The following is a 23,385-nucleotide window of genomic DNA, read 5'->3' on the forward strand; positions in this document are numbered from 1 at the left end:
CACACCTCAATTGATGTTCTTGAAGCCTTCCCCAAAGACTTCGGAGTTGTTTACCAGAATTACGAAGGCCTTTTTGTCAATGGCTTTGACGATTTGTCTCAATTGGCCGATTTCGCGGCGCCGTAGTGAAACCATCAATACCGGCCGCTCTTCGCCAGTGAATCCACCAGTGGCCTTGATCATCGTAGTTCCCCTTTCCATCTCCTTTATTATCCTGTCCTTTATCTCCGTGCTGTGTACGCTCACTACGAAGGCCGTTCTCGTGTTCCCTATGCCTTCGATAATCGCGTCGATAGTTTTTCCGGTTGTAAATATGGTTATTATTCCGTACATGGCTGCTATAGGACCGAAAACAACGATCGCGAAAATTGTGATCAACGAGTCGCTTATGAAGAGTCCCGATCCAGTGCTGAAACTGAAGTACTTTGCCAGTATCATGGCAACGATGTCCGTCCCGCCAGTGGAGGCTCCCCTCCAAAGAACCAGTCCCATTCCAACTCCCGCTACTACTCCTCCGTAGATCGCCGCTAGAAGATAACCATCTTGTGTGGAGGCGGCATCCAGGTATGGAAAATGCAGTTTCTGCAAGATATCGACGGTTAGCGACATAAGGATTGCCGAGTATATGGATTTTATTCCAAAGCCGATTCCTAGAATCACGAAGGCCATCGAAAACAGAAAAATATTGTAAACAAGCATCTGAGCACCTACCCAGAAGCCGAAAACTCTGTAGAGTATTATTGCCAAACCGCTAACACCACCGGCGATTATATTGTTTGGAATCATGAATGAGACTATCGCCACGGATGTCAGAATCGAGCCTATCGTTATTAGAGAGTAATCAAGAAAGACCTTTCTCAAAGCCTTCATTCGACCACCTTGGAGTTTTTCAACTTGGCGATCTGTTGCAGCAGTTTCTTTTCGCGGCTTGAAGGTCTGCCTATATTGACCCTTACCGTGACCAGCAGGTCGCCACGTTTACTGCCCGATATGTTGGGGACTCCCAGGTTCTTCATTCTAAAGACGGTGTTCGGACTGGTACCGGCCGGTATCTTTAGAGTCTCGCTACCGCCCTCGGGGAGTCCGACGTCAATAGAAGTTCCCAGAGCGGCCTCCACATAATCAATTTCCTTGCTCACGTAGAGATCGTTACCGTTTCTGCGATATTCGGAAGGCATTTCAACCCTTACGCTCACATACAGATCGCCCGATGGACCACCATTTTGACCGGCGTTTCCATGCCCCCCGATTCTCAAAGTAGAGCCGTTCTCAACGCCGGCAGGGATGTTGACACTCACCTGGTGTCTCTCCTTCTGTGTTCCTCTTCCTCCACAATCAGGGCAACGCTTGTCGATTATTCTCCCACTGCCGCCGCAAGTATTGCAGGCATGTGTGTTGCTGAAGATTCCAAAGAAAGATCGGTGTTCTTCCTTTATATAGCCAGTTCCGTTACAATTGGGGCAGGTTTTATAACTGGTGCCGCCCTCCGATCCATTGCCATTACAGCTCTTACAGGTGGTACTCCTGTCGTACTCGAGGATCACTTTCTTCCCAAGAATGACATCCTTTAGATCCACAACGACCGAAGCGTGTATATCCTCACCCCTGATGGCGCGTGGTCCCTGAGTCCTCGCAGTTCCGCCAGCTCTGTTACTTCCGAAAAAGACATCGAAGACGTCCTGAAAGTCTCCGAAGATATCGTCGAAGTGACCGCCCTCGGCACCCGGGGTCCGGCCGGAGCCACGGCTATAGGCCGAGGGATCTCCGACGTAGCCAAAACGATCGAACGTAGCTCGTTTCTCCTGATCGGAAAGAACTTCATAGGCCTCCTGTATCTCCTTGAATTTCGCCTCGGCCGATTTTTTATCCTCGCCCTTGTAAGCGTCGGGATGCCATTCCTTCACCAGTTTTCTGTAAGCCTTTCTTATATCCTCCGGTGTTGCCGTTTTGGGAACTCCGAGGATCTCATAATAGTCCTTTCTCGATGGAGCCATGAAAATCACCTGCCACAGGTTCTCATTCGCCCGCCGAAGAGTTGTTTAGAGCTACCACTACCCTTGCTGGTTTGAGAACCTTACCATTGAAATTGTAACCGATCGCATTCACCTTATAAACTGCCATATCCGGCATTTCGTTCGTCGATACGGTCTCGTCCACTTCGTTGGAGAAAGGATCGAACGGCATTCCGATCTCAGGCTCAATAAAGGAGACTCCCTCGTCCGACATCAGTTTTTCCATCGACTTCGATATTAATTCTATACCCAGAAAAAGACCATCGTCTCGATTCTGGTTGTTGGCCAACGCCCTCTTCAGATCCATGTAGATATCTATTATTCTAAGGATCGTTCTCTCTTTGCTTCTTCTGACCTGTTCTTCCGCTTCCCTTTGTATCGCCGTCTTGAAGTTCTGAAACTCAGCCCTCAACCTAGCGTTTTCTTCCATCAGGTTCTTAACCGATGTCTTTAATTCATCTATCTCAATTTTTGATGCGTCTCCCATTTCAATTAAATTTTCCTGTACTCCAGAAGGAGTATCGTTTCGATCCATATCGTTGATGGTTTCTTCATGCTTCCCGTCCATAATGTTTCCTCCTGTATGCTATCTGTTCGAAAAAACTTCCGAAAGCCTGTTTATAGAAAATTCGAGATAGCCAGTTATCTTCTCGTAATATGACAGCTTCGGAGCCACTATGTAGACCGTACCTATCTTCTCGTCGTTTCTGGTGTAAGGGGAGGCGAAAATAGAATAGTTCTTCATATCATCTCTGCCTATCTCCTGACCTATGAAGGCCTTCGGAGAATCGACTTCTCCCAGTTCTTTAAGTAACCCGTCGAGACTTTTCGGATTCTCTACCGCCTTTACAAGATCAATAACGTCTTGAGAGTCAAGAAACTCACTGGCTATTACGAACTCGAGTCCATACCTGAAATACTTCTCTTCGTTCTCCTTATCGAATATACTTTGCAGAAAGTGAAGGATCTCCTGCACTCTTCTGTCGTACCATTGATCTTCTTTTATCTCGACGTTCCTGATGCCCTTTCGTATCTCCCCAACGGTTTTTCCGACAACAGCCATGTTGATTTGTTTTTGAAAAGCATCGACATCAAATTCATTAAGTCCCGTAAAAACAGTGGTATTCAAACTCACGCCCAGATCGGTGATCACCGAAACGTTCAGATAACCTTCGGCTATTCTGGATATTGAGACAGATCTTACGACTAGCCTGTCGAGTTTCGGTTTTTCAATTATCACGAAGGCCGAGGCGGCGCGAGCGAGAATTCTGGTCATACCCTGAAGGAGCCGTTCAATATCACCCATGAAGCTGGCCTGGCGGATAGCTATGGCTACGTTGCTCTCCTGCAAATCTCTTGAGATGCTCTTTATTGAATCGAAATAAAACCTCAATCCCTTATCCGTCAGTACCCTACCGGCAGATGTATGTGGCTGGTTGATGTACCCCAGAAACTCGAGCTTTCTCATATCGTTTCTGACAGTCGCAGAGCTGAAATTAAGGTTGGAATGCTCGAGAACCTGTTTAGAACTCACAGGTTTGCCGGTGGATATGTACTCTCTAGATATGCAGTAAAGGACTCTAATCTGCCTGGAATTAAGATCCGGACCAATCATTCGCTTTCTGGACATTTAGCACTCCTTCCTAAAGACTGCTAATTAATGTTAGCATACGCCGCCTCAGTTGTCAAGTTCAGGGAGCGATGATACAATCTTCTAGAGCGAAAGGGGTGTGATTCATGAGATTGTCTCAGATCATAGAACTCCTCGGCAACAACGTCCTTCAGGTAGTGAACCCCGGAAATATAGACCCCGAATTTGAGCATGTGGAGAGCGATTCAAGAATTCTCAAAGAGAACGATCTCTTCATATGTATAAAGGGGCAGGCTTTCGACTCGCACCTGATTGCCAGAGAGCTTCAAAAGAAGGGTGCGGCTGCTCTGATAGCCGAAACTGCCATAGAGGATGAAGAGATTTTGATTCCCATAGTTTACGTGAAAAGTTCCCGGCTTGCAGAAGCTTTGTTGACCATGGAAGAGTGCAACCACCCTTATCGCAAACTCACAACCATAGGCGTCACAGGTACCAATGGTAAAACGACGATCACCACTCTCATTTATCATGTGCTCTCAATTTTCGAAAGGAAGGCATCTCTCATAGGAACTGTGAGAAATGTAGTCGGTGAAAACGTATATACAAATCCCAAGAACACCACGCCAGGTCCTTTCGAGCTGGCCAGACTCCTCCAGCTTTCGACCAAACTCAAATCCGAATATTTCGTCATGGAAGTCTCTTCACATTCACTCTCCATGAACAGAGTCGAGGGCATGAGGTTCGACGTCGGTATAATAACCAACGTTACGCGGGATCATCTGGATTTTCACTCCTCATTTGAAGATTACTACAGGGCGAAGATGCATCTGTTTTCGCTTTTAAAATCCAACGGTATAGCCGTCGTGAATGGAGACAAAATAAACATCGCTGATATTCACATATCCAGGAACCGAATCATAACTTACGGTTTCGGAGACGAATCTGATTACAGAATCGAAGATCTCGATATTTCCCGCACCGGAATGGATTTCACTATACATACCCCGTTCGGTTCCTCCCAGAGAGTTTACACCCGACTGATAGGAGAACACAACGCATACAACGTGGCAGCCGCAATAGCAGTGCTAAATTCGTTGAATTACGATATGGATCACATACTGAAGGCTATTTCATCTTTCGGTGGAGTGCCCGGAAGGTTCGAATTCGTCGAAGAGGCCACCAAGTACGGTTTCGATGTCGTGATAGATTTCGCCCACACGCCAGATGCACTGGAAAAACTGCTGCGTACTGCCAGGAGACTCAGCCCGGGTAGGTTGATACTTGTCTTTGGAGCGGGAGGGTCGGCCGACAAAGGGAAGAGACCGTTGATGTCGGAAGTTTCCTCCCGGTTCAGTGATGTGGTGATACTTACCTCCGACGATCCGAAAAACGACGATCCTCTGGAGATACTTCAGGATCTGGAAAGTGGAATCGACAAATTCAAGCCATATCTAGTGATCCCGGATAGAAAAGAAGCCATTTCCGTTGCCCTAACACTTGCCAACAGACAGGATATGGTTTTGATAGCGGGCAGGGGGCACGAAGATTTCCAGATTCTCAAGGACAGGAAGGTTCCTTTCAACGATAAGCAAGTCGTTAAAGATATTTTAGAAACTAAATTCCGGAGGCACATCAAGAAGTGAATTCTAATGAAGCGGTCGAAGAGTTTCTGAGGCTCACCGAAAATCGTAAAATATCCGTCGATTCCAGAGAGATAAATGAAGGCGATGTCTTTCTGGCTCTTAGGGGAGAGAGGATCGATGGGAACGATTTCGTACTTGATGCCCTCAACAGGGGTGCGGCTTTTGTTTTTACTTCACGAAAATTCAACGATAGGCGTGCCATATACTGTCAAGATATAAAGGAGCTACTGATTAAGGCCAGTAGAAGTTTGCTGGCCAGAGCGAATTTCGATAAACTTGTCACGATAACAGGTTCAAACGGCAAAACAACTACCAAAGAGATAGCGGCCTTTCTTCTTTCGAAGATCGGTAGGACTTTTAAAACCGAGGGGAATCTGAACACTGAAATTGGACTGCCGTTATCTCTTTTGAACGGAAGGAGAGAGTTTCTTTTTGCCAGATTCGGTGTCTTTGAGCTTGGCACAAACAACAAAGGCGATCTGGAAAAGCTGGTATCGCTTCTGGAACCTCAGATCTGCGTTCTCCTCAACGTTGGCAGTGCACATCTGGGCAATTTTGGAAATCCGGAAGACCTTCTCAAAGAAAAGCTGTCCATTTTCAATTCAAGACGTATAACAACCGCGATAACGAACGGCGACGATACAAGAATCAGGGAGTTCGTTCGAAATCTCGAATGTGAGAAGTACTTTTTTGGAACGGGCAGGTGCGATTTTACTCTCGTTGATTTTTCATACGACGACCGGAACACTAAGGTACATTTCGTGAGTGGCGGAGACAAGTTTGTAAGGTTGAACGGTTTGTGGAGTGCCGGACAGATAATGGATTTCGGTGCGGCGTATCTTGTCGCGAAAAACTGTGGGCTTGATGAACCGGCTTTAGACATCTCCGGTTTAAGTCTCTCTTTCAACGACCGTTTCAAAGTAGAAAAACTGCACGGAATGACTCTGATAAGTGATTTCTACAACAGTAGCCTTGAATCGTGGAGGTCGGCCGTAGATTCTATAAAGAAGATCGAGTCGAAAAGGAAGATAGCCGTTGTGGGTTCTATACTTGAACAGGGGATTCACAGCGGCAGTACACATATGGAACTTGGGAAGATCCTCGGTGCATTCGATGAAGTCCTCTTTTTCAACGTAGATCGTGATATCGAGATGGCTTGTGGAACGGTGAAACCGGTTCTCATCAGTGAAGATGAGGGAGTGCTGGCTTCATGGTTGAAGGAGAACACAAAGAAGGGTGACCTGATTTTCTTCAAAGCCTCCCGCGGTGTCTTTCTAGAGAGGGTCTTCGGAAAGTTCATGGAGTTGATTAAAGATGGTTGATCAAGTCCTCTCGTTTTTAATTTCACTGGTTGCGACGGCAATTCTTCTCGAACCCTTCAAGCGATTCCAGAGGAAACACAAGATAGGCCAGTACATACGACAGGAAGGACCGGATCTCCACAATTACAAAACCGGTACTCCCACGGCCTCAGGCGTTATCTTCATACCCGTCTCCCTGATCGTCATGATCCTTTTTTTCCGGAAGCCGGAAACACTCATCGTGGTGATGGCCGGTATTCTTTTCGGCGCCGTCGGTTTGATCGACGATATTTCGAAGATAGCTAAGAAGAACGCAGCCGGTTTAAGTGGCAAGAGGAAGTTGCTATTGCAGTTCGTGTTCGCCTCTATCGTAGTGCTCATGATTCAGTTCTACAATCCCCATACATCTATGAAGATCCCATTCGGTGGCGAGATCGAATTTGGCTTTATGTATTACATAATCTCCGCAACAGTTCTGGCTGGTATGAGTAACGCAGTCAATCTTTCCGATGGGTTAGATGGGTTAGCGGGTTCTATGTTCATCTTTTCGCTGTTACCTCTCTTCGCCCTTCCGTTGTGGCAAAATGGAATCATCGCCCCGATCTTCGGCGCTCTGGCCGGTTTCTTGTGGCACAATTGGTTTCCAGCATCCGTTTTCATGGGAGATACGGGCGCGCTCGGCCTGGGTGGTATGTTGGCCACGATTTTCGCTATTGATGGCAGAGAGCTCTTCTTGATCTTTTTCGGCGTCATGTTCGTAATTGAAATGTTCAGTGTGATACTTCAGGTGGGGTCCTTCAAACTCTTTGGGAGAAGAGTCTTCAGGATGTCACCCATCCATCACCACTTCGAACTCAAAGGCTGGAAGGAAACAAAGATCACTTTCAGATTTTCGTTGCTTGCATTGACCGCGGCCGTCATTGGCCTGCTGGCCTGGTAGGTGGAGGACGTGTTGAAAAGCAAAATAGGTTTCGTGGGACTGGGAATATCCAATTATAGATTGCTCAGAGTACTCCGCAAGGAGTGTCCATCATCGTCTTTCTTCGTTTCTGATATGGGATCGATCGAGGGAGAAGCCCTTGAATTTCTGAGAGACAGCGGTATAGAGTATGAAGATAACGGTCATACTGAAAGGCTTATGGAGTGCGGCAGCTTCATAGTATCACCTGGCGTTTCGCCTTTCTCGAAAGTCGGGAGAGCCATTCTCGAGAGCGGAAAGCCATTCACTACCGAACTGGAAGTGTCCTTGGATATCCTAAAATCTAAGCCTCACGGAGTGATAATAGGTATCACAGGGACTAATGGAAAATCGACCACTGTCACCATGCTCGGGCATGTGCTCGCAGCCAGGGGAAAGAGTATCTTTCAGGGTGGAAATCTAGGCGACCCGCTGGCTGGGATACTTGGAGAAAGTCTTGAGTACTACGTTCTCGAAGTTAGTTCGTTTCAGCTTAAATGGTTCAGCAGAAGCGATATTCGCTTCCATTTATCGGCTGTTATCAATATAGGCGAAGATCATATAGACTACCACAAAACGTACGAAGACTACCGACAGTCAAAACTTCGACTGGTCGATATGACGGAAGGTTTTTCTTTGCTTCCTTCGTGTGAGAAGGAGTTTTTCGAAGGTAAACCTCAACAAGGGAAGATACTTCCATTTTCAATGCACGGAGAGACCGATTGCTGTTACGATCTGGGCAAGTTTAAAATAGGAGGAGAGTCCTTCGATAGCGGGGACCTGCCTTATGAGGGAATTCACAATTTTGAAGACACCCTGGTAGTTATGACCCTGGCAAACCTTCTTGGTATGCCTCTGAGAAGAGTCTTCGAAGATCTAAAGAAGTACGAGTTCCTCTCTCACAGGCTTCAATTTGTCGGAGAGATAGATGGTGTAAAATATTACGACGATTCCAAGGCAACCAACGCGCACGCCGTTGTGGCGGCTTTGAAAAACTTCAACCCCGAGAAAACCGTTCTTGTACTTGGTGGAAAAGCAAAGGATGAGACCTACGGCGAGCTGCTCCAACTCTTGAAAGGCTTGAAAAGCATTATCGTACTTGGCAGCTCTATGAAATCTTTGATCGAGAAGATGAGAATGTCGGGAATAAACTTCGAATTGGTTGGCTCAATGGAAGAAGCCGTGGAGGCGGGTAGACGGAATTCGTGCAGCGGTGATAGTGTCGTTCTAAGTCCGGCCGGTTCCAGCTATGATCTTTACAGGAATTATAAGGAGAGGGGAGACCATTTCAAGAGCATAGTAAAGTCGCTTGCAATGGGAAATTAATGAAGAAAACTTATTTGATACTCGCTCTTTTTACAAGTATCTTCCTGATTTTTGGATTCGTTTTTATCTACAGCGCCGGAATCAGCATGGAGGCAAGGCATCCCGATGTCAGCGCTTCGGAATTCCTTGAGAAGCAGCTGATAGCCTTTGCGATAGGTCTGGCCGGTGCGCTAGTTATGATCTACCTGAAGGGTTCCTGGCATTTCAAAAGGGCTTTTACAATTTACTACCCCTTAACGCTTATTCTTCTAGTGGCAGTACTCTTTTTCCCCGACAGGGGCGGATCTCACAGATGGCTGGATATCGGCAGCCTTTCCCTCCAGATCTCCGAGTTCGCCAAAATATCTCTGCTTGTGGTTCTGGCAAGTTATCTGGGCAATATAAAGAAGAGGTCATTCCTCAACACCTTTCTGATTCCTATCGGACTTGTCTTGCCGTTAGCCTTTCTTGTTTTCATAGAGCCAGATCTATCGACGACCGGCATTCTAGTCGCTATAACCTTTGTGATGATGATAATCGGAGGTATAAAGCTGCGTTATATACTGCTCGCCGTAACACTGGGCGTACTGATCGTTCTAATACTGTACAGCGGAGGATTCATAAAGCCCTACCAATTGGAGCGGATAACTTCGTTCCTAACATCTATAACCGGAGAGGAACACGAACAGGTTTCCTACTCGATCATGGCTATATCTTCGGGTGGGCTGATGGGTAAAGGCCTTGGAATGGGGCTTGTAAAGTACTACCTCCCGGTGAGCTACTCGGATTTCATCTTTGCGGTGATCGGTGAAGAATTGGGTCTAATAGGGATCGTGGTACTCATGCTGGCTTACGTTGGCTTCATCAGGGAGTTAATACTTGCGGGACTCAAAGGACCGTCGAAACTTGAAGGCAAGTTGTACATCATAGGTTTTGCGCTGTATATAATGATTCAGGCAACGATAAATATCGCGGTCAATCTAGGCCTCTTTCCTCCAACGGGTGTCACCCTTCCCTTCGTCAGCTCGGGTGGCTCTTCGATAATGTCGTTGATGATCGGCTACGGTCTGGTCTTTGCGATTCTTATAGAGAAAGAAGAAGAGAATAAGGCGAGCGAACCCCATGAGAAAACTTAAGATAGCCTTTTGTGGTGGGGGCACAGGCGGGCATTATTATCCGGCCGTAGCCCTTCTTCAGGAGATAGGCAAACGCACCGACTTCGATTTGCTGTACTTCACGGTAAAGGGTAAGATAGACGACAGAAGTGTGGAAAGAGATTTCCCGGGGGTTTCGAAAGTGCCGCTGGAACTCAGGGGGCTTCTGAGGCCGCTTTACAGTCCGGGAAACATACCGATACTCTTCTCTCATATGATGGCCAAAAAACAGGTTCTGAGAAGCCTGACGGATTTTAGACCCGATTTCCTCTTTTCGACGGGTGGTTATATTTCCTTTCCGGTAATAAAAGCGGCGCACGAGCTGAAAATACCGATATTCATACATGAACAGAATTCAATAGCCGGCATAACCAATAAAAGGATGGCCAAATACGCCGAATACTTTTTTATCTCTTTTGAAGAGACTGCCGGAGAAGTGAAGCTACCGGCAGAACGCATTGTACTTTCGGGAAATCCGGTCAGAGAGAGCACCAAATCCAGAGAGGAGTTGCTTAAGGGATTCGGTCTTTCCAGCGAATTACCATTTGTCGTCGTTTTGGGTGGCAGTCTCGGATCTTCAGTAATCAACGACGCCTGTGAAAAGCTGTATGACCTGCTCGAAGAGTCAAATGTGTTTATGAACTTTCTGCATTCGACAGGAGATGAAGAAAAAGCGAAGGATTTACTGCGTTTTCCTTTCGTGAGGTCTTTCGCTTATATAGAGAATCTTTCCGATGCGATAGCAGTTTCGGATCTCGTGATTTCCAGAGCCGGGGCGACCACTATCGCCGAGCTACAGTATCACGGTAGAAAGGGTATAATAATACCGTGGCCTGGAGCAGCGGAAAATCATCAATTGCACAATGCGATTTCACTGGAGAGACTTGGTCTTGGTTATGTTATACTGGAAAGTGATCTAACCCCAGAAAAGCTGTTCGTTGCAATGCAAGAGATGTTGGTTAAAGATATCGGTTACATGCCTCCAAGAAGACCTGTTGATATTATTTTGGATTATATACTCCGGGAGGAATCGATTTGAAATACCATTTCATTGGCATTGGCGGAATAGGAATGAGCGGTCTGGCAATGCATTTAGCATCTGAGGGATATCAGGTATACGGTTCGAACTACGAAGAGAACGAGAGAGTGGAATATCTTAGAGCCCGGGGGATAAGTGTTTTCATAGGACACTCTCCCCAAAATTTCGATAAACCCGATCTAGTGATAAGAACTACTGCGATAAAGCAGGGAAATCCCGAACTCGTAAGGGCCATCTTTGAAGATGTTCCTACTATCTACAGAATGGAATTATTACGAAAGATCCTCGCCGACAATATATCTACTTGTGTCACCGGTACCGATGGTAAAACTACTACCACCGCCATGGTTGCCAAAATACTCTTCGATGACGGGAGAGACCCGACGGTCTTTCTGGGAGGGTTGAACGCCTTCCTTGCAGATGGCAATTACAGGAGGGGCGGTAAAGTTATAGTCAGCGAACTGGATGAAAGCGACGGTTTTTTCGCCTCTTTTAAGCCGGAAAATGCTATCATCACCAACATCAGGGGCGATCATCTAGAGCATTACGATAATTCCTTCGAAAACCTGAAAAATCATTTCAAGTATTTCTCCAAAGGTGTCAAGAACCTTCTCGTATTCAACGCCGATGATCCTGTCTCTGAAAGGCTGTTCAAAGATGGAATCACCTTTGGCAAAGAAAAAGGCTTGTATCGGTTTTCCGATAGAAAGACTTGTCTGATGAGTCAAACCTTCAGCTGCTGGCGCGGTGATAGCCATATGGGACAGATCAAGCTGATGATACCGGGTGAATACAACGCCTACAACGCAATGGCAGCGGTGGCGTTGACTCACGAACTCGGGGTGTCGATAGATACGATCAAAGCTTCCCTGGAGTCTTTCAGGTCCGTTGATAGAAGATTTACGTTCAGAGGCATGGACAACAGCAGGAATCTCTTCTTCTTCGACGATTACGCACATACTCCTGACGAGATAAGCAGCACCATAAGGGGTGCCCGGGAGTTCTTTCCAGATAAAAATATAATCGTGGTCTTCCAGCCGCACAGGTACTCCCGCCTTGTGAGGGAGAATGGTCGATTCGCACTCTCTTTGAGAGATGCCAGCGAAGTCTGTGTTTACAAGCTCTACGAGGCTTACGAGAAGGGTCAGTATGCGATCGACGAAACCGAAGTCCTGAAGGGGCTAAGTAGTTACGGAGTCCCAGCGGTTCACGCGGTTAACTACGCCGAGATACTGGACTGGCTAGAAAGAAAAAGGGATGCCGTCGTCCTCTTTCTGGGTGCTGGGGACATTACAGAAGCGTCAAAAATGAGTGCTCTCAAACTTTGCGCAACACATTAGTGATTCCGAGTCTTCCACATACCGAACAACCTGCGCATCCAGTCCACCTGCAATCGGGTGTTGTATGGCCTTTAAGTGATCTGAAGTATTCGCTCACCAGAAATTCCTTAGAGACACCGAGCGAGACGTGTTCCCATGGCAGCGTCTCGTCGGTAGAATAACCCTTGAAGTAGTATTCCGTATCGATCGAGGCGATTTTGAAGGCTTCATCCCAGATCCTCCGGTCGAACTGGTCGTCCCATTCATCGAACATCGCTCCAAGCCTGTAGGCCTCGTAAACGGCTCTACCTACTTTTCTGTCGCCACGGCTCAAAATCCCCTCCACCGGCCCGCTGGAGGGATTGTGAATTTTGATATCTATGCCCCTTCCGGAAAAACCCTTCAAGAACTCGGCCTTCTGGCTGGCCTCGTTCTCGTCTATCTGCCTGGAAAACTGAAAAGGGGTGTGCGGTTTAGGTATGAAAACGGCAACAGATATGGTCAGTTCTTTGAAACCGATAGCCTTGACTCTTCGGCTTAGCTTCACTATACCTTCGATATCTTCCGAAGTCTCGGTGGGAAGACCGATCATGAAGTACAGCTTCAACCTCTGCCAGCCTTTTTTTCTGGCTATCATCGCGCAGCTTAAAAGATCTTCCTCGGTCACGTTCTTGTTTATAACATTTCTCAATCTCTGCGTTCCAGCCTCAGGTGCGAAAGTCAGTCCGGTCTTCCTTATAGAAGCTATTCTGGAAGCGATCTCAACATCGAAAGCATCTACTCTGGAGCTAGGGAGAGAGAGGGCAATCCTGCGGGGTTCCATTAGAGGCAAAAGTGAGTCTGTCAGTTCACCTATCTGTGAATGATCCATCGTTGAGAGCGAGAGCAAGGAAACCTCGTCGTACCCTGTACCTTTCAAAATTTCTCTCACTCCTTCGACGATCTCTTCTTTTCCCCTCTCTCGAACGGGCCGGTAAAAAATCCCGGCCTGGCAGAACCTGCAACCTCTGTTGCAACCTCTCATGACTTCGACGATCGCTCTGTCGTGTATTACTTTCATGAAGGGCACTACCGGTTTTCCATCAATTTCGTAATCAGAGATGTCCGCAACGGCAGCCTTTACTATGTTTTTTCTTTCAATCGAGGGAACATAAACGCCGCGAACTTCAGAGATGGTCTCCAGAAGCTCTCTCCTTTTCCCTGATTTTAGAAGATCGATGTTCTTCTCTATAAGTCCACACACTTCTATAATAGCCTCTTCACCGTCTCCGATAACGAAAGCATCGAAGAAGTCAGACATCGGTTCTGGATTGGAGGCGCATGGTCCGCCGCCGAGGACGATGGGCTCGTACGTTCTATCCCTCTGAAACAGGGGTATTCCAGCCAGTTCGAGAAGCGCAAGAACATTTGTATACCCGAGCTCGTATTGGAGCGTGATACCAACTATGTCAAACTCCAGGGCCGGGGAGTAAGTCTCCAGAGAGAAAAGCGGCACAGAACTTTTCCGCATTTCTTCGATCATGTCCTTCCAAGGAAGATAGGTTCTCTCGGCGAAGATAGAATCTCTGGAGTTCAACTCTCTGTAAAGGATTTTGAAACCCAGATGCGACATACCAACCTCGTAGGCGTCCGGAAAGGCCAGTAGGACTCTGAGCTTTCCCGCCGGATCTTTGAGGACCGCGTTTAACTCCTTCCCGATATACCGACTGGGTTTTCCTACACGTGTCAGAACGCCTGAGGAGACTAGCCACTTTCTTATTTCTTCGGAAACGGTCATGGAATTAGAAACTCTGTTGCGAGAGAGAACATGAGCCTGACGAGGTTGTCATAATCATCCATAGATATATATTCGGTCTCCGAGTGAAGGTTTTTAACGGCCAGAGAAAGAGGTACCATCTTCACACCATGCTGCTGAAAAGGTATTCCGTCGGTTCCGCCGCCGGTGACTCCTATTTGAAGAGGAAAACCTTTATCTCTTGCGTGTTCCACTATTTTCCTGCCAGTCTGATAATCGCCCAGAGAAGACGTGTCCGACATCCGAAGCACCGGCCCGTTACCCGGCCTGACATCTCCGGTGAGTCTTGAACAGCAGGCGAAAGAGTCGACGGGAAAGAAAAGTGAAGGCTTGATTCTCTCGGAAAGAGCCCGTGCACCGATCAATCCTATCTCTTCCTGCACCGTCCAGGAAAACAACACCCTTCTGGGAAGATCGAATTTCACGAGAAGATCGAGAAGATCGAGAAGCGCGAGACAGCCGAACCTGTCATCGAGAGATCTCACCGCCACGAACTTTTCGTTCAGAATCGATATCTGCTTTCTAAAGACGGCATAATCGAGAGCTTCTATACCCATAGATTCGGTCTCTTCCTTCGAAGTAGATCCCACGTCTATCGACAGACTCCGGCATGATTGATCCGTCTTCTCCCTAAGATGGGGAGGAGTGATACCTATAACACCGTCTATGGACTCTCCGGAAGAGGTTATCACATCCATGTGTCGTCCCACGAGCAGCTCTTCGGGGACACCGCCAATCTTCTTGAAATTAAGAGTCCCGTCGCCATTAACACCCGTTATCAGAAGACCAATCTCATCCATGTGCGCGGCGAAGGCGATGCTGGGCTCGCCCTTACCTATTTCGATTGTGACGTTTCCCAGATCATCTATTTGCGGTTCTATCTCTTGGGGTATCATTTCGAGAATTTTGGATCTTATCATCTCTTCGCGTCCGGTGATTCCTGGAACGAAAACCACTTCCGTCAATCTGTCGAGATCCATGAGATTACCTCCTTGTGGTAGTAAATAATCATATCTTATTTAGATCGTCCTAAAATAGAACTATCGTAGGATCGTTGGCGTTCTTTTGCGGTGATGGTCCGAGATTTTTTGCCTTGCAAAATATCGTTTCTCCCGCTTGTTCGATTTCCTACCTATTATAGCTTACGAAAAAGAAGATATGAACTTGAGTCCACAAAGGAGGTCTGGCCGGTTATAATCGGTATTGATCACAATTGACACGCGGCTATATTTGATTTATCTTGAATATGAAAGATCTATAAAGACTTCGAAATGGAGGATGAGAAATGAACAATCCAGAAAGCCTTAGAAAGGTCAAGGAAGAATGGAAGGAAAAGAAGGTCTTACCACTGCTGAGAAAATTTCCCGAAAGAAAGAATCAATTCAAAACATCGTTCGATAGCGATATCGATATCCTCTACACCCCCGAAGATCTTCCACCCGATGGTTACGATAAGGCCCTGGGCTTCCCGGGACAGTATCCGTTCACGCGAGGTGTACAGCCGACAATGTATAGGGGAAGGCTCTGGACAATGAGACAATACGCCGGTTTCGGAACGGCGGAAGAGTCTAACGAAAGGTACAGATATCTCCTCTCTCAAGGTCAGACCGGTCTTTCGGTGGCCTTCGATCTCCCCACACAGATCGGTTACGATTCAGACGATCCGATGGCCGAAGGGGAGGTAGGTAAGGTGGGAGTCGCCATCGATTCGTTGGAAGATATGGAGATTCTTTTCGAGGGAATACCGCTCGACAAGGTAAGTACATCTATGACGATAAACTCTACGGCGGCCATACTTTTAGCCATGTACATAGCCGTTGGAGAAAAGCAGGGCGTAGATCCCTCGAAATTAACTGGAACGATTCAAAACGATATATTGAAGGAATACATCGCCAGAGGAACCTACATTTTTCCGCCAGACGCTTCTATGAGACTGATTACCGATATATTCGAATACTGTTCGAAGAAACTTCCGGAATTCAACACCATAAGCATTAGCGGGTACCACATAAGAGAGGCTGGGGCCGATGCCGTTCAAGAAGTGGCCTTTACGCTTGCGGATGGTATAGCCTACGTCGAATCTGCCATAAAGGCCGGCCTGGATCCAAACATTTTCGGAAAGAGGCTCTCTTTCTTCTTCAACTCTCACAACAACTTCCTCGAAGAGATCGCCAAATTCCGCGCTGCAAGAAGACTCTGGGCGAAGATAATGAAAGACAGGTTCGGTGTTACTGACGAAAAAGCCATGATGCTCAGATTCCACACTCAAACCGGTGGTTCTACACTAACCGCACAGCAACCGATGAACAACATAATCAGAGTGGCATTCCAGGCTATGGCTGCTGTTCTGGGCGGTACACAATCTCTTCATACCAACTCTTTCGACGAGGCTCTAGGTCTGCCGACACAGGATTCGGTTACAATAGCCCTCAGAACACAGCAGATAATCGCCTGTGAAACCGGGGTGACGGACACGGTAGATCCGGTAGGAGGATCTTACTACGTTGAAAACCTGACAGACAGGATTGAGAAGCTCGCATCGGATTATCTCCAGAAAATCGACGATCTCGGGGGAATGGTCAAGGCCGTTCAGGAAGGTTACATACAGAAGGAGATTCTGAAGACCGCCTACAACTACCAGCTCAAAATTGAAAGAGAAGAGCAGGTAATCGTGGGTGTAAATCAGTACCTCTCCGATGAAAATCCGAAAAAGGATATTCTCAAAATCGATCCGATCATCGAAGAGAAGCAGATAAACAAACTAGGCACACTAAAAAGAAGGCGAAACTCGCAAGCGGTCGAGGAGGCTTTGAAGGAACTCAAGAAAGCTGCGCTGGGCTCTGAAAACCTCTTCCCCTTCATACTGAACGCAGTTAAATGCTATGCGACGCTGGGAGAGATTTCGAATACCCTCAGGGATGTCTTCGGAGAATACACCGAAGCCGTCATTCTTTGAGATAAAGAGGTGAAATGATGAGAAGATTAAAGGTGCTCGTTGCAAAGCCGGGACTCGACGGACACGACAGGGGTGCAAAAGTGGTGGCGATGGCACTCAGGGATGCTGGCATGGAAGTGATATACACCGGCCTCAGGCAATCGGCAGACGAAGTTGTGAAGGCCGCCCTCCAGGAAGACGTAGATGTCATTGGTCTCTCAATCCTTTCAGGTGCACACATGAGAATCTGCGAGAAGGTTCTAAATCTTATGAAAGAAAAGGGGATAGACGAAAAACCCGTCTTTGTAGGAGGCATAATACCGGCTGAAGACGCTCTAGAACTCAAGAAGATGGGAATTTTCGAAGTCTTCGGTCCAGGAACGCCTTTGAAGGCGATAGTCGATTCGATAAAAGGTGCCATAGATAAATGAGCGAAGGGCTTTCTTATGCAAATCAGCTCGCCATTTCCAGAACTTTGACCAGAATAGAAAACGACAGATCGGTAGCCAGAGAGATCATCGGTTCGCTGGAAGAGAGAGATTATCACGTTGTGGGTATCACAGGCAGCCCCGGTGCCGGGAAATCTACCCTTACCGATCGACTTGCCCTCTTGAGTTCTAAAGAAAAAAGAACGGCGATAATTGCCATCGATCCTTCCAGTCCCTTCACGGGCGGAGCCTTCCTGGGAGACAGGATAAGGATGAAGCGCTCCACCAAGAGCGAAGAGATATTCGTGAGATCTATGGCCAGCCGTGGTAAGGTTGGAGGCCTAAGCCCTTCGATCTACGATGCCGTCGAGTTCCTCGGCCGGAGCGGGTTCGACAGAATTTTCGTTGAAACGGTCGGAGCCGGTCAGTCCGAGACGGATATTGAGAATCTGGCCGATGTAGTTCTGCTGGTTTTGGCTCCAGGTATGGGAGACGATGTTCAAACTATGAAGGCGGGAATAATGGAGATCGGAGATATCTTCGCCGTGAACAAAATGGACCTGCCCGGAGCGTCACAGCTGGCAGCTAAGACAGAAGCCATTCTTGAAATGAGCGGCAGAAAGCTTCCAATAGTTCTTACAAATTCAATCAACGGTCAGGGAGTGGAAGAGCTTCACAGCCTTATCGAAAAAGCTCTTGAAGAACTAGATAGCAGCGGAGCGATCGAAGAGAAAAGGCGCCGGCGTACACTTTACAATAATTTGAACAGCGTGTACCAGATCATAATGGAAGACTTCTCGGAAAATGCTAAACTCGAAGAGTTAATGAATTATCTTCTAGAAAACAGGAGGTTATCTGATGAGAGCTGACAGGATAGATCATATCGGGGTCGCCGTTAGATCCATCGAAGAGAGACTGAAGGTTTACAGAGATCTTCTAAAACTCGACCCGGTGAAGATCGAAGAACTCCCGGAAAGGGGTCTAAGAGTGGCATTTGTGAGTGTTGGCGACACACGAATCGAACTGCTCGAACCGATCGCGGAGAACAGTCAGGTATCGAAATTCCTGGAGACGAGGGGTGAGGGGATACATCATATGGCCTTTCACGTCGATGATATTGAAGCCGCCATTAAAGAGGCCGTTGAGTTGGAGATAGTCCCGCTCACGAAGGAGGCTCAGCCCGGGGCTTCGGGTACGAGGGTGGTATTTTTACACCCTAAAAGTGCCGGTGGTGTTTTAATAGAGCTCGTTGAAGGATTCCACTGAGGGGGTGTTGAAATGGATGACAAATTGAAGAATTTCTTTGAAATTGACAGGAAGGTATCTCTCGGTGGCGGGGAAGACAGGATAGAAAAACAGCACAAAGCCGGTAAATTGACGGCCCGCGAACGCATTGAAGCTCTTTGTGACGAGGGTAGTTTCGAAGAGACCGATAAATTCGTCAAGCACAGAGCGACCACCTTCGGTCTTGAGGGGAAGGACTTTCCCACCGATGGAGTCGTAACAGGCATCTGCTCGGTCAACGGCAAAAAAGTTGCGGTCTTCTCTCAAGATTTTACCGTGCAGGGTGGCTCTCTCGGTGAGATGCATGCCAAAAAAATCATGAAGGTTCAGGATATGGCCTTGAAGCTTGGAATTCCGATAGTCGGGATAAACGATTCCGGTGGCGCGAGAATACAGGAGGGTGTTGATTCGCTCTTTGGCTACGGGGGAATATTTCACAGGAATACACTTTCTTCAGGAGTCGTACCTCAGATAACCGTTATCTGTGGACCGTGCGCGGGTGGGGCCGTTTACTCGCCAGCCATAACTGATTTCATAATCATGGTTCGCGACAACTCGCAGATGTTCATAACCGGTCCCCAGGTAATCAAAGCCGTAACAGGCGAGGAAACCTCGATGGAGGAACTCGGTGGTGCACTTGTCCACAACAGCAAAAGCGGGAACGCACATTTCATAGCCGATAACGATAAAGAAGCCATGTCTCTGGTCAGAAAGCTACTCGACTTCCTTCCCCAGAACAACGCCGAAGAACCCTATAGACTGCCCTCGCCCGGAGTGGTTGACGAAGAGAAACTGAGAGCTATAATACCCGACAACCCGAAGCAATCGTACGATGTGAAGGATATAATATCGCTCCTGGTTGACGGTGGGGAGTTCATCGAAGTACACAAGCATTATGCGAAAAACATGGTGGTTGGCTTTGCGAGAATCGGTGGGAGGGCCCTGGGAATAGTCGCCAACCAGCCGGCCGTCTTCGCCGGTTCGCTCGATATAAACGCCTCCGATAAGGCGGCGAGGTTCATAAGGTTTCTGGATGCCTTCAATCTTCCTATAATCACCCTTGTCGATACGCCGGGCTTCCTCCCGGGCGTTTCTCAGGAGCATGGAGGAATAATAAGGCACGGTGCCAAGCTGCTTTACTCCTACAGCGAGGCCTCCGTACCCAAAGTGACACTCATCCTTAGAAAGGCTTACGGCGGTGCCTACATTGCCATGGGTAGTCAGCACCTGGGAGCAGACATGGTTTTCGCCTGGCCAGGCGCCGAGATAGCCGTCATGGGGCCCGAAGGGGCGGCGAACATCATATTCAGAAAGGAAATCGAAAGTTCTTCTGAGCCCGAGAAGACCCGGGAAGAGAAGATAAACGAGTACAAAGAACTCTTCGCCAATCCCTATGTTGCTGCTTCCAGAGGATACATAGAGTCCATCATAGACCCGGCGAGAAGCAGGGCAGAGATATGCAGGGCTCTAGATATACTAGAAACCAAGACCGAGGGGAGACCGGCTAAAAAACACGGAAATATACCCCTTTAAGAGGTGAGCGATGGATCAGTATCTTCAGATAACAATCATAGGTATCGCGGTTGTCTTCTTTACACTTGCGATTCTCTATTTCATATTCAACATATTGGGTAAACTTTTATCCAGGGACGATAAAAAGAAGATCATGCCCAGAGTCGTTTCACCTTCTCCAGCGGCAGATTATGGAAGAATAGAAGAGAGGTCTTCGCAGGATGCCGAAGCCGTTGCCGCTATAAGTGCGGCTATACTGGAAATCATCGGACATGAAAACTTTCAGATAAAATCATTGAAACCGGTCCCGATAGCTCTGCCATCGGCCTGGAAAAGACGGGACCCTGTGGTTTACTGGAGACTAAGGAGGAGCAAGAATTGAGAAGGTTCAGGGTTAGGGTTAATGGAAAAGAATACGACGTAGAAGTCGAAGAGTTGTCTTCGCAAACACAGGTCCAGCAGACGGTGAGTGAAACTCCGGAGGTGCCTGTAGCTGCCGGGAAAACGGAACCTGTGAAAAAGGTCGAAGAAGTTAAAAGGTCCGAACCGCAGGCCGGAGAGAGGTCTTCCCAATCGGGTGGTACCGGAGGAATTAATGTTGTCTCTCCGATGTCTGGAACGATCCTCGAGGTTTTCGTCTCCGTTGGCGATAGCGTTAGCATCGGTCAGAAACTGGTGATACTGGAAGCCATGAAGATGGAAAACAGCATTCTGGCGGAGAGTTCGGGAACGGTCCGACAGGTTAAGATCCGTAAGGGCGACAATATAGATGCCGGAGAGACTATGATAGTTCTCGGATCATAAAGGCGGATTCTTCCGCCTTTATGATCCGAAAAGTCTTTCCGTTATGATCGATATGAAGTTTCCAGATGACAGGGAACTGGTAACTCTGTCAAGAATTCTTTCATTAAAGGTTTTCGGGGTCTTTCCCGATATACCTTTTTCGTTCAATTCGAGACTAAAAAGAGTTCTCGGCAGGCTTGTTTATCTGAAGGCTGCCGGTCGTTACAAGCCGTTGAGAATAGAAATAGCCTCCTCGATTTACGCGAACGAAGAGCTTCTCAAAGGCACAATACTTCACGAGCTCTCGCATTATTATCTCATGATAAATGGAAGAGACTTCTCGCATTCTTCGCAAGACTTCAAAAAACTCTCCAGTGAACTGGGCTTCGATATAAGAGTACCCGCAAAAGTCGAATCTTCCAGAGGATCGGAAAATAGTTGATTTTTCCGGAAATCATCTGCTATAATTATTTATACCATTTGGTATAAATAATTATAACGGTGATAGGAATATGACTCAAAAGAGGCTATCCAAAGCACTTGTATATTACAATGAAGAATATTTCATACCTATAAGGTTCAGTTATGATGGTATAAAAATTTTTATAAAGACCATTACTTCGAACTGGATAGAATCTGCGGGCAGAGAGAGAATACACCACTTCTCGGTCCTCACCAACCTGGGAGCCTACAGTCTGGAGTTCCACGAAACACTGAAAAAATGGTACTGTCGTCCATTGGAGAACTGTTAAAATGACGGGCATAGAATACATTGCTCACATAGATATGGACGCTTTCTTCGCGAGTGTAGAGCAAGCGGCCAACCCCTGCTTGAAAGGACGCCCTATCGCCGTCACCGGAATCGGTAAACGCCATTCGGTAGTTACTTCGGCCAGTTACGAAGCTAAAAGATTCGGTGTGAGATCAGGAATGCCCTTCTTTCAGGCCGTTAAGCTCTGTCCCGATTTGATGGCAGTCAAGGTGCAATCAAGGAAGTACGAATATGTTTCCAGAGAAATCATGAAAATGCTCACCAGCGTTTCCCCGAGAATAATGGTGACAAGTATAGATGAGGCTTACGTCGACCTAGGTTTCTACACAAGGCTCGAGGAGGCTCTGGAGAGTTTCATAAAGTTCAAACACGATTTGAAAGAGAGTTTCGGGATAACGGCCTCTGTGGGGGTTACTGTCAATCCAGTGCTTTCCAAAATCGCGAGCGATTATTTGAAGCCGAACGGTTTTGTAGTCGTGAAGAAAGGTCTAGAAAGGACTTTTCTGAAGCAGATACCTCTTGGCGACGTCCCGGGCATCGGGAAGCATACACTGATCAAACTGGAATCGATGGGTTACAAAACGGTCGGAGAAGTTCTCGAGGAGTTCGAAAGAAATCCCATAAAACTCTACACCGCTTTCGGGAACAGCTTCTTGGGACTAATTCAGAGTCTCTCAAAAAATAGTTTTTCTCGGGAGATTTTTTTCAGAGAGGAACCACCCAAATCCATAAGCCATTCCATGACTCTTTCTGTGGATATCACCGATCGGGAACTGGTGATGAGGGTAGCCAACTTCCTGGCCGCCAGAGTTGTTTACAGACTTGGGAGATGTTCTATGGAAAGTGCGGGACTCACTGTTCATCTGAAGTACTCCGACGGAAAGTTGCGCAGACTTTCGAAAAGACTCGGTTCCACGATCTCCTCCATAAAGGATATGACCGAAATCCTGCCGTGGATGATCGAATCCATCTGGAAGGGTGAGGCCATCAGGGCCGTCGGCATTACCTGCTGGAACCTCACCGAAAAGAAGAACGGAGAGCAACTCTCACTCTTCGAAGCGAAGAGAAACCCGCTGGAAACGGCGCTGGAGATCGAAAAAAAGTTTGGAGAGTATTCGATCTTTCCCGGCAATATACTATTCCTTCCCGGAATCAGAAGAGTCGAGAAACCTTCCGATCTCCATTACCAGGGCTTCTGCCGTCGCCAGGTTAGTTGCTAAGGGTTTGTTGTGAACATCGCAGACTCTGAGCAGGGCGGTAACATCCGGTTCGTGGGGCTGTGCCGTGAGAGGGTCTCTGAGAAAGATTACGAAGTCTACCTCGTCGTTGGCAATCAAAGAACCGATCTGAAGGTCTCCACCGAGTGGACCGGATTTGAAGGAAGTCAACTCTAGTTTGACTTTCTCTTTCAGAAGGTTTCCGGTTGTACTGGTAGCGTAGAGCCGGCAGTTTTTGAAAACGTCCAGATGTTCTCTGACGAACATTATGAGATCGATTTTCTTTTTATCGTGTGCTATGAGGGCAACTCTTGGAATCTTGCTCATATTTACCTCC

At 47.4% G+C, this 23,385-nt stretch carries 24 protein-coding genes; 17 read left to right on the forward strand and 7 right to left on the reverse strand.

The window, feature by feature from the left end; all coding sequences use genetic code 11:
• Positions 1-6 precede the first annotated feature (6 nt).
• The 4 genes from MESINF_RS09235 to hrcA are packed head-to-tail and all read right to left on the reverse strand — an operon-like array spanning position 7 to position 3,642.
• Positions 7-870 carry a YitT family protein gene (locus tag MESINF_RS09235; protein ID WP_169699547.1) on the reverse strand — a complete coding sequence of 288 codons (864 nt, stop codon included), beginning with the start codon at positions 868-870 and terminating at the stop codon, positions 7-9.
• Positions 867-1,994 (reverse strand): molecular chaperone DnaJ, encoded by a 1,128-nt coding sequence (gene dnaJ, locus MESINF_RS09240; protein WP_169699548.1) that lies wholly within the window; start codon positions 1,992-1,994, stop codon positions 867-869. The genes MESINF_RS09235 and dnaJ overlap by 4 nt, the downstream gene beginning before the upstream one ends.
• Positions 1,995-2,016: 22 nt before the next feature.
• Entirely contained in the window at positions 2,017-2,580 is a 564-nt protein-coding gene (locus tag MESINF_RS09245) for a nucleotide exchange factor GrpE (RefSeq protein ID WP_169699549.1), read from the reverse strand.
• 18 nt (positions 2,581-2,598) lie between these two features.
• Entirely contained in the window at positions 2,599-3,642 is a 1,044-nt protein-coding gene (gene hrcA, locus MESINF_RS09250; RefSeq protein ID WP_169699550.1) for a heat-inducible transcriptional repressor HrcA, read from the reverse strand.
• A gap of 107 nt (positions 3,643-3,749) precedes the next feature.
• Between hrcA and MESINF_RS09255 the strand changes: the two genes are divergently transcribed.
• Genes MESINF_RS09255 through murC form a run of 7 tightly spaced genes read left to right on the forward strand, consistent with a single transcriptional unit; the run spans position 3,750 to position 12,343 of the window.
• Complete coding sequence (locus MESINF_RS09255) at positions 3,750-5,246, forward strand: UDP-N-acetylmuramoyl-L-alanyl-D-glutamate--2,6-diaminopimelate ligase (RefSeq protein ID WP_169699551.1); 1,497 nt, start codon at positions 3,750-3,752, stop codon at positions 5,244-5,246.
• The gene (locus MESINF_RS09260) at positions 5,243-6,568 is read left to right on the forward strand and encodes a UDP-N-acetylmuramoyl-tripeptide--D-alanyl-D-alanine ligase (RefSeq protein ID WP_169699552.1); all 1,326 of its coding nucleotides are present in this window, start codon (positions 5,243-5,245) and stop codon (positions 6,566-6,568) included. Before MESINF_RS09255 ends, MESINF_RS09260 begins: the two co-directional genes overlap by 4 nt.
• Positions 6,561-7,487: a phospho-N-acetylmuramoyl-pentapeptide-transferase gene (locus MESINF_RS09265; protein ID WP_169699553.1), complete on the forward strand. Its 927-nt coding sequence runs from the start codon at positions 6,561-6,563 to the stop codon at positions 7,485-7,487. The genes MESINF_RS09260 and MESINF_RS09265 overlap by 8 nt, the downstream gene beginning before the upstream one ends.
• 9 nt (positions 7,488-7,496) lie before the next feature.
• Positions 7,497-8,831 carry a UDP-N-acetylmuramoyl-L-alanine--D-glutamate ligase gene (gene murD, locus MESINF_RS09270; protein ID WP_169699554.1) on the forward strand — a complete coding sequence of 445 codons (1,335 nt, stop codon included), beginning with the start codon at positions 7,497-7,499 and terminating at the stop codon, positions 8,829-8,831.
• A complete protein-coding gene (locus MESINF_RS09275) occupies positions 8,831-9,946 on the forward strand; it encodes an FtsW/RodA/SpoVE family cell cycle protein (protein ID WP_169699555.1) in 1,116 nt (371 codons plus the stop codon). The genes murD and MESINF_RS09275 overlap by 1 nt, the downstream gene beginning before the upstream one ends.
• Positions 9,933-11,003 (forward strand): UDP-N-acetylglucosamine--N-acetylmuramyl-(pentapeptide) pyrophosphoryl-undecaprenol N-acetylglucosamine transferase, encoded by a 1,071-nt coding sequence (locus MESINF_RS09280; RefSeq protein ID WP_169699556.1) that lies wholly within the window; start codon positions 9,933-9,935, stop codon positions 11,001-11,003. The genes MESINF_RS09275 and MESINF_RS09280 overlap by 14 nt, the downstream gene beginning before the upstream one ends.
• Positions 11,000-12,343, forward strand: coding sequence for a UDP-N-acetylmuramate--L-alanine ligase (gene murC, locus MESINF_RS09285; protein ID WP_169699557.1), 1,344 nt, complete (start codon positions 11,000-11,002; stop codon positions 12,341-12,343). The genes MESINF_RS09280 and murC overlap by 4 nt, the downstream gene beginning before the upstream one ends.
• Here murC and MESINF_RS09290 read toward each other — a convergent pair.
• Entirely contained in the window at positions 12,321-14,099 is a 1,779-nt protein-coding gene (locus tag MESINF_RS09290) for a TIGR03960 family B12-binding radical SAM protein (RefSeq protein WP_169699558.1), read from the reverse strand. The two genes, murC and MESINF_RS09290, sit on opposite strands and share 23 nt — an antisense overlap.
• Positions 14,096-15,097 (reverse strand): M42 family metallopeptidase, encoded by a 1,002-nt coding sequence (locus MESINF_RS09295; protein WP_169699559.1) that lies wholly within the window; start codon positions 15,095-15,097, stop codon positions 14,096-14,098. Before MESINF_RS09295 ends, MESINF_RS09290 begins: the two co-directional genes overlap by 4 nt.
• Positions 15,098-15,402: 305 nt before the next feature.
• On the opposite strand from MESINF_RS09295, the gene MESINF_RS09300 reads away from it, so the two are divergent.
• From MESINF_RS09300 to MESINF_RS09345, 10 genes are all read left to right on the forward strand, one after another.
• On the forward strand, positions 15,403-17,073 hold the full coding sequence (locus MESINF_RS09300; RefSeq protein ID WP_169699560.1) for an acyl-CoA mutase large subunit family protein: 1,671 nt from the start codon (positions 15,403-15,405) through the stop codon (positions 17,071-17,073).
• Between the two features lie 14 nt (positions 17,074-17,087).
• Positions 17,088-17,483, forward strand: coding sequence for a cobalamin B12-binding domain-containing protein (locus MESINF_RS09305; protein WP_169699561.1), 396 nt, complete (start codon positions 17,088-17,090; stop codon positions 17,481-17,483).
• Positions 17,480-18,349 carry a methylmalonyl Co-A mutase-associated GTPase MeaB gene (gene meaB / locus MESINF_RS09310; RefSeq protein WP_169699562.1) on the forward strand — a complete coding sequence of 290 codons (870 nt, stop codon included), beginning with the start codon at positions 17,480-17,482 and terminating at the stop codon, positions 18,347-18,349. Before MESINF_RS09305 ends, meaB begins: the two co-directional genes overlap by 4 nt.
• On the forward strand, positions 18,339-18,746 hold the full coding sequence (gene mce, locus MESINF_RS09315) for a methylmalonyl-CoA epimerase (protein WP_169699563.1): 408 nt from the start codon (positions 18,339-18,341) through the stop codon (positions 18,744-18,746). Before meaB ends, mce begins: the two co-directional genes overlap by 11 nt.
• A gap of 12 nt (positions 18,747-18,758) precedes the next feature.
• Positions 18,759-20,297: an acyl-CoA carboxylase subunit beta gene (locus tag MESINF_RS09320; RefSeq protein WP_169699564.1), complete on the forward strand. Its 1,539-nt coding sequence runs from the start codon at positions 18,759-18,761 to the stop codon at positions 20,295-20,297.
• A gap of 10 nt (positions 20,298-20,307) precedes the next feature.
• A complete protein-coding gene (locus MESINF_RS09325) occupies positions 20,308-20,658 on the forward strand; it encodes an OadG family protein (protein ID WP_169699565.1) in 351 nt (116 codons plus the stop codon).
• On the forward strand, positions 20,655-21,080 hold the full coding sequence (locus MESINF_RS09330) for a biotin/lipoyl-containing protein (RefSeq protein WP_169699566.1): 426 nt from the start codon (positions 20,655-20,657) through the stop codon (positions 21,078-21,080). Before MESINF_RS09325 ends, MESINF_RS09330 begins: the two co-directional genes overlap by 4 nt.
• A 52-nt stretch (positions 21,081-21,132) precedes the next feature.
• A complete protein-coding gene (locus MESINF_RS09335; RefSeq protein WP_231936703.1) occupies positions 21,133-21,501 on the forward strand; it encodes a SprT-like domain-containing protein in 369 nt (122 codons plus the stop codon).
• Positions 21,502-21,571: 70 nt separating this feature from the next.
• Entirely contained in the window at positions 21,572-21,811 is a 240-nt protein-coding gene (locus MESINF_RS09340; protein WP_169699568.1) for a hypothetical protein, read from the forward strand.
• A gap of 1 nt (position 21,812) precedes the next feature.
• A complete protein-coding gene (locus tag MESINF_RS09345) occupies positions 21,813-23,051 on the forward strand; it encodes a DNA polymerase Y family protein (protein WP_169699569.1) in 1,239 nt (412 codons plus the stop codon).
• Here the strand turns inward: MESINF_RS09345 and MESINF_RS09350 are convergent.
• Complete coding sequence (locus tag MESINF_RS09350; protein WP_169699570.1) at positions 22,968-23,375, reverse strand: methylglyoxal synthase; 408 nt, start codon at positions 23,373-23,375, stop codon at positions 22,968-22,970. The genes MESINF_RS09345 and MESINF_RS09350 overlap by 84 nt on opposite strands.
• Positions 23,376-23,385: the final 10 nt, after the last annotated feature.

The organism is Mesotoga infera (assembly GCF_900157305.1).
Classification (GTDB): Bacteria; Thermotogota; Thermotogae; order Petrotogales; family Kosmotogaceae; genus Mesotoga; species Mesotoga infera.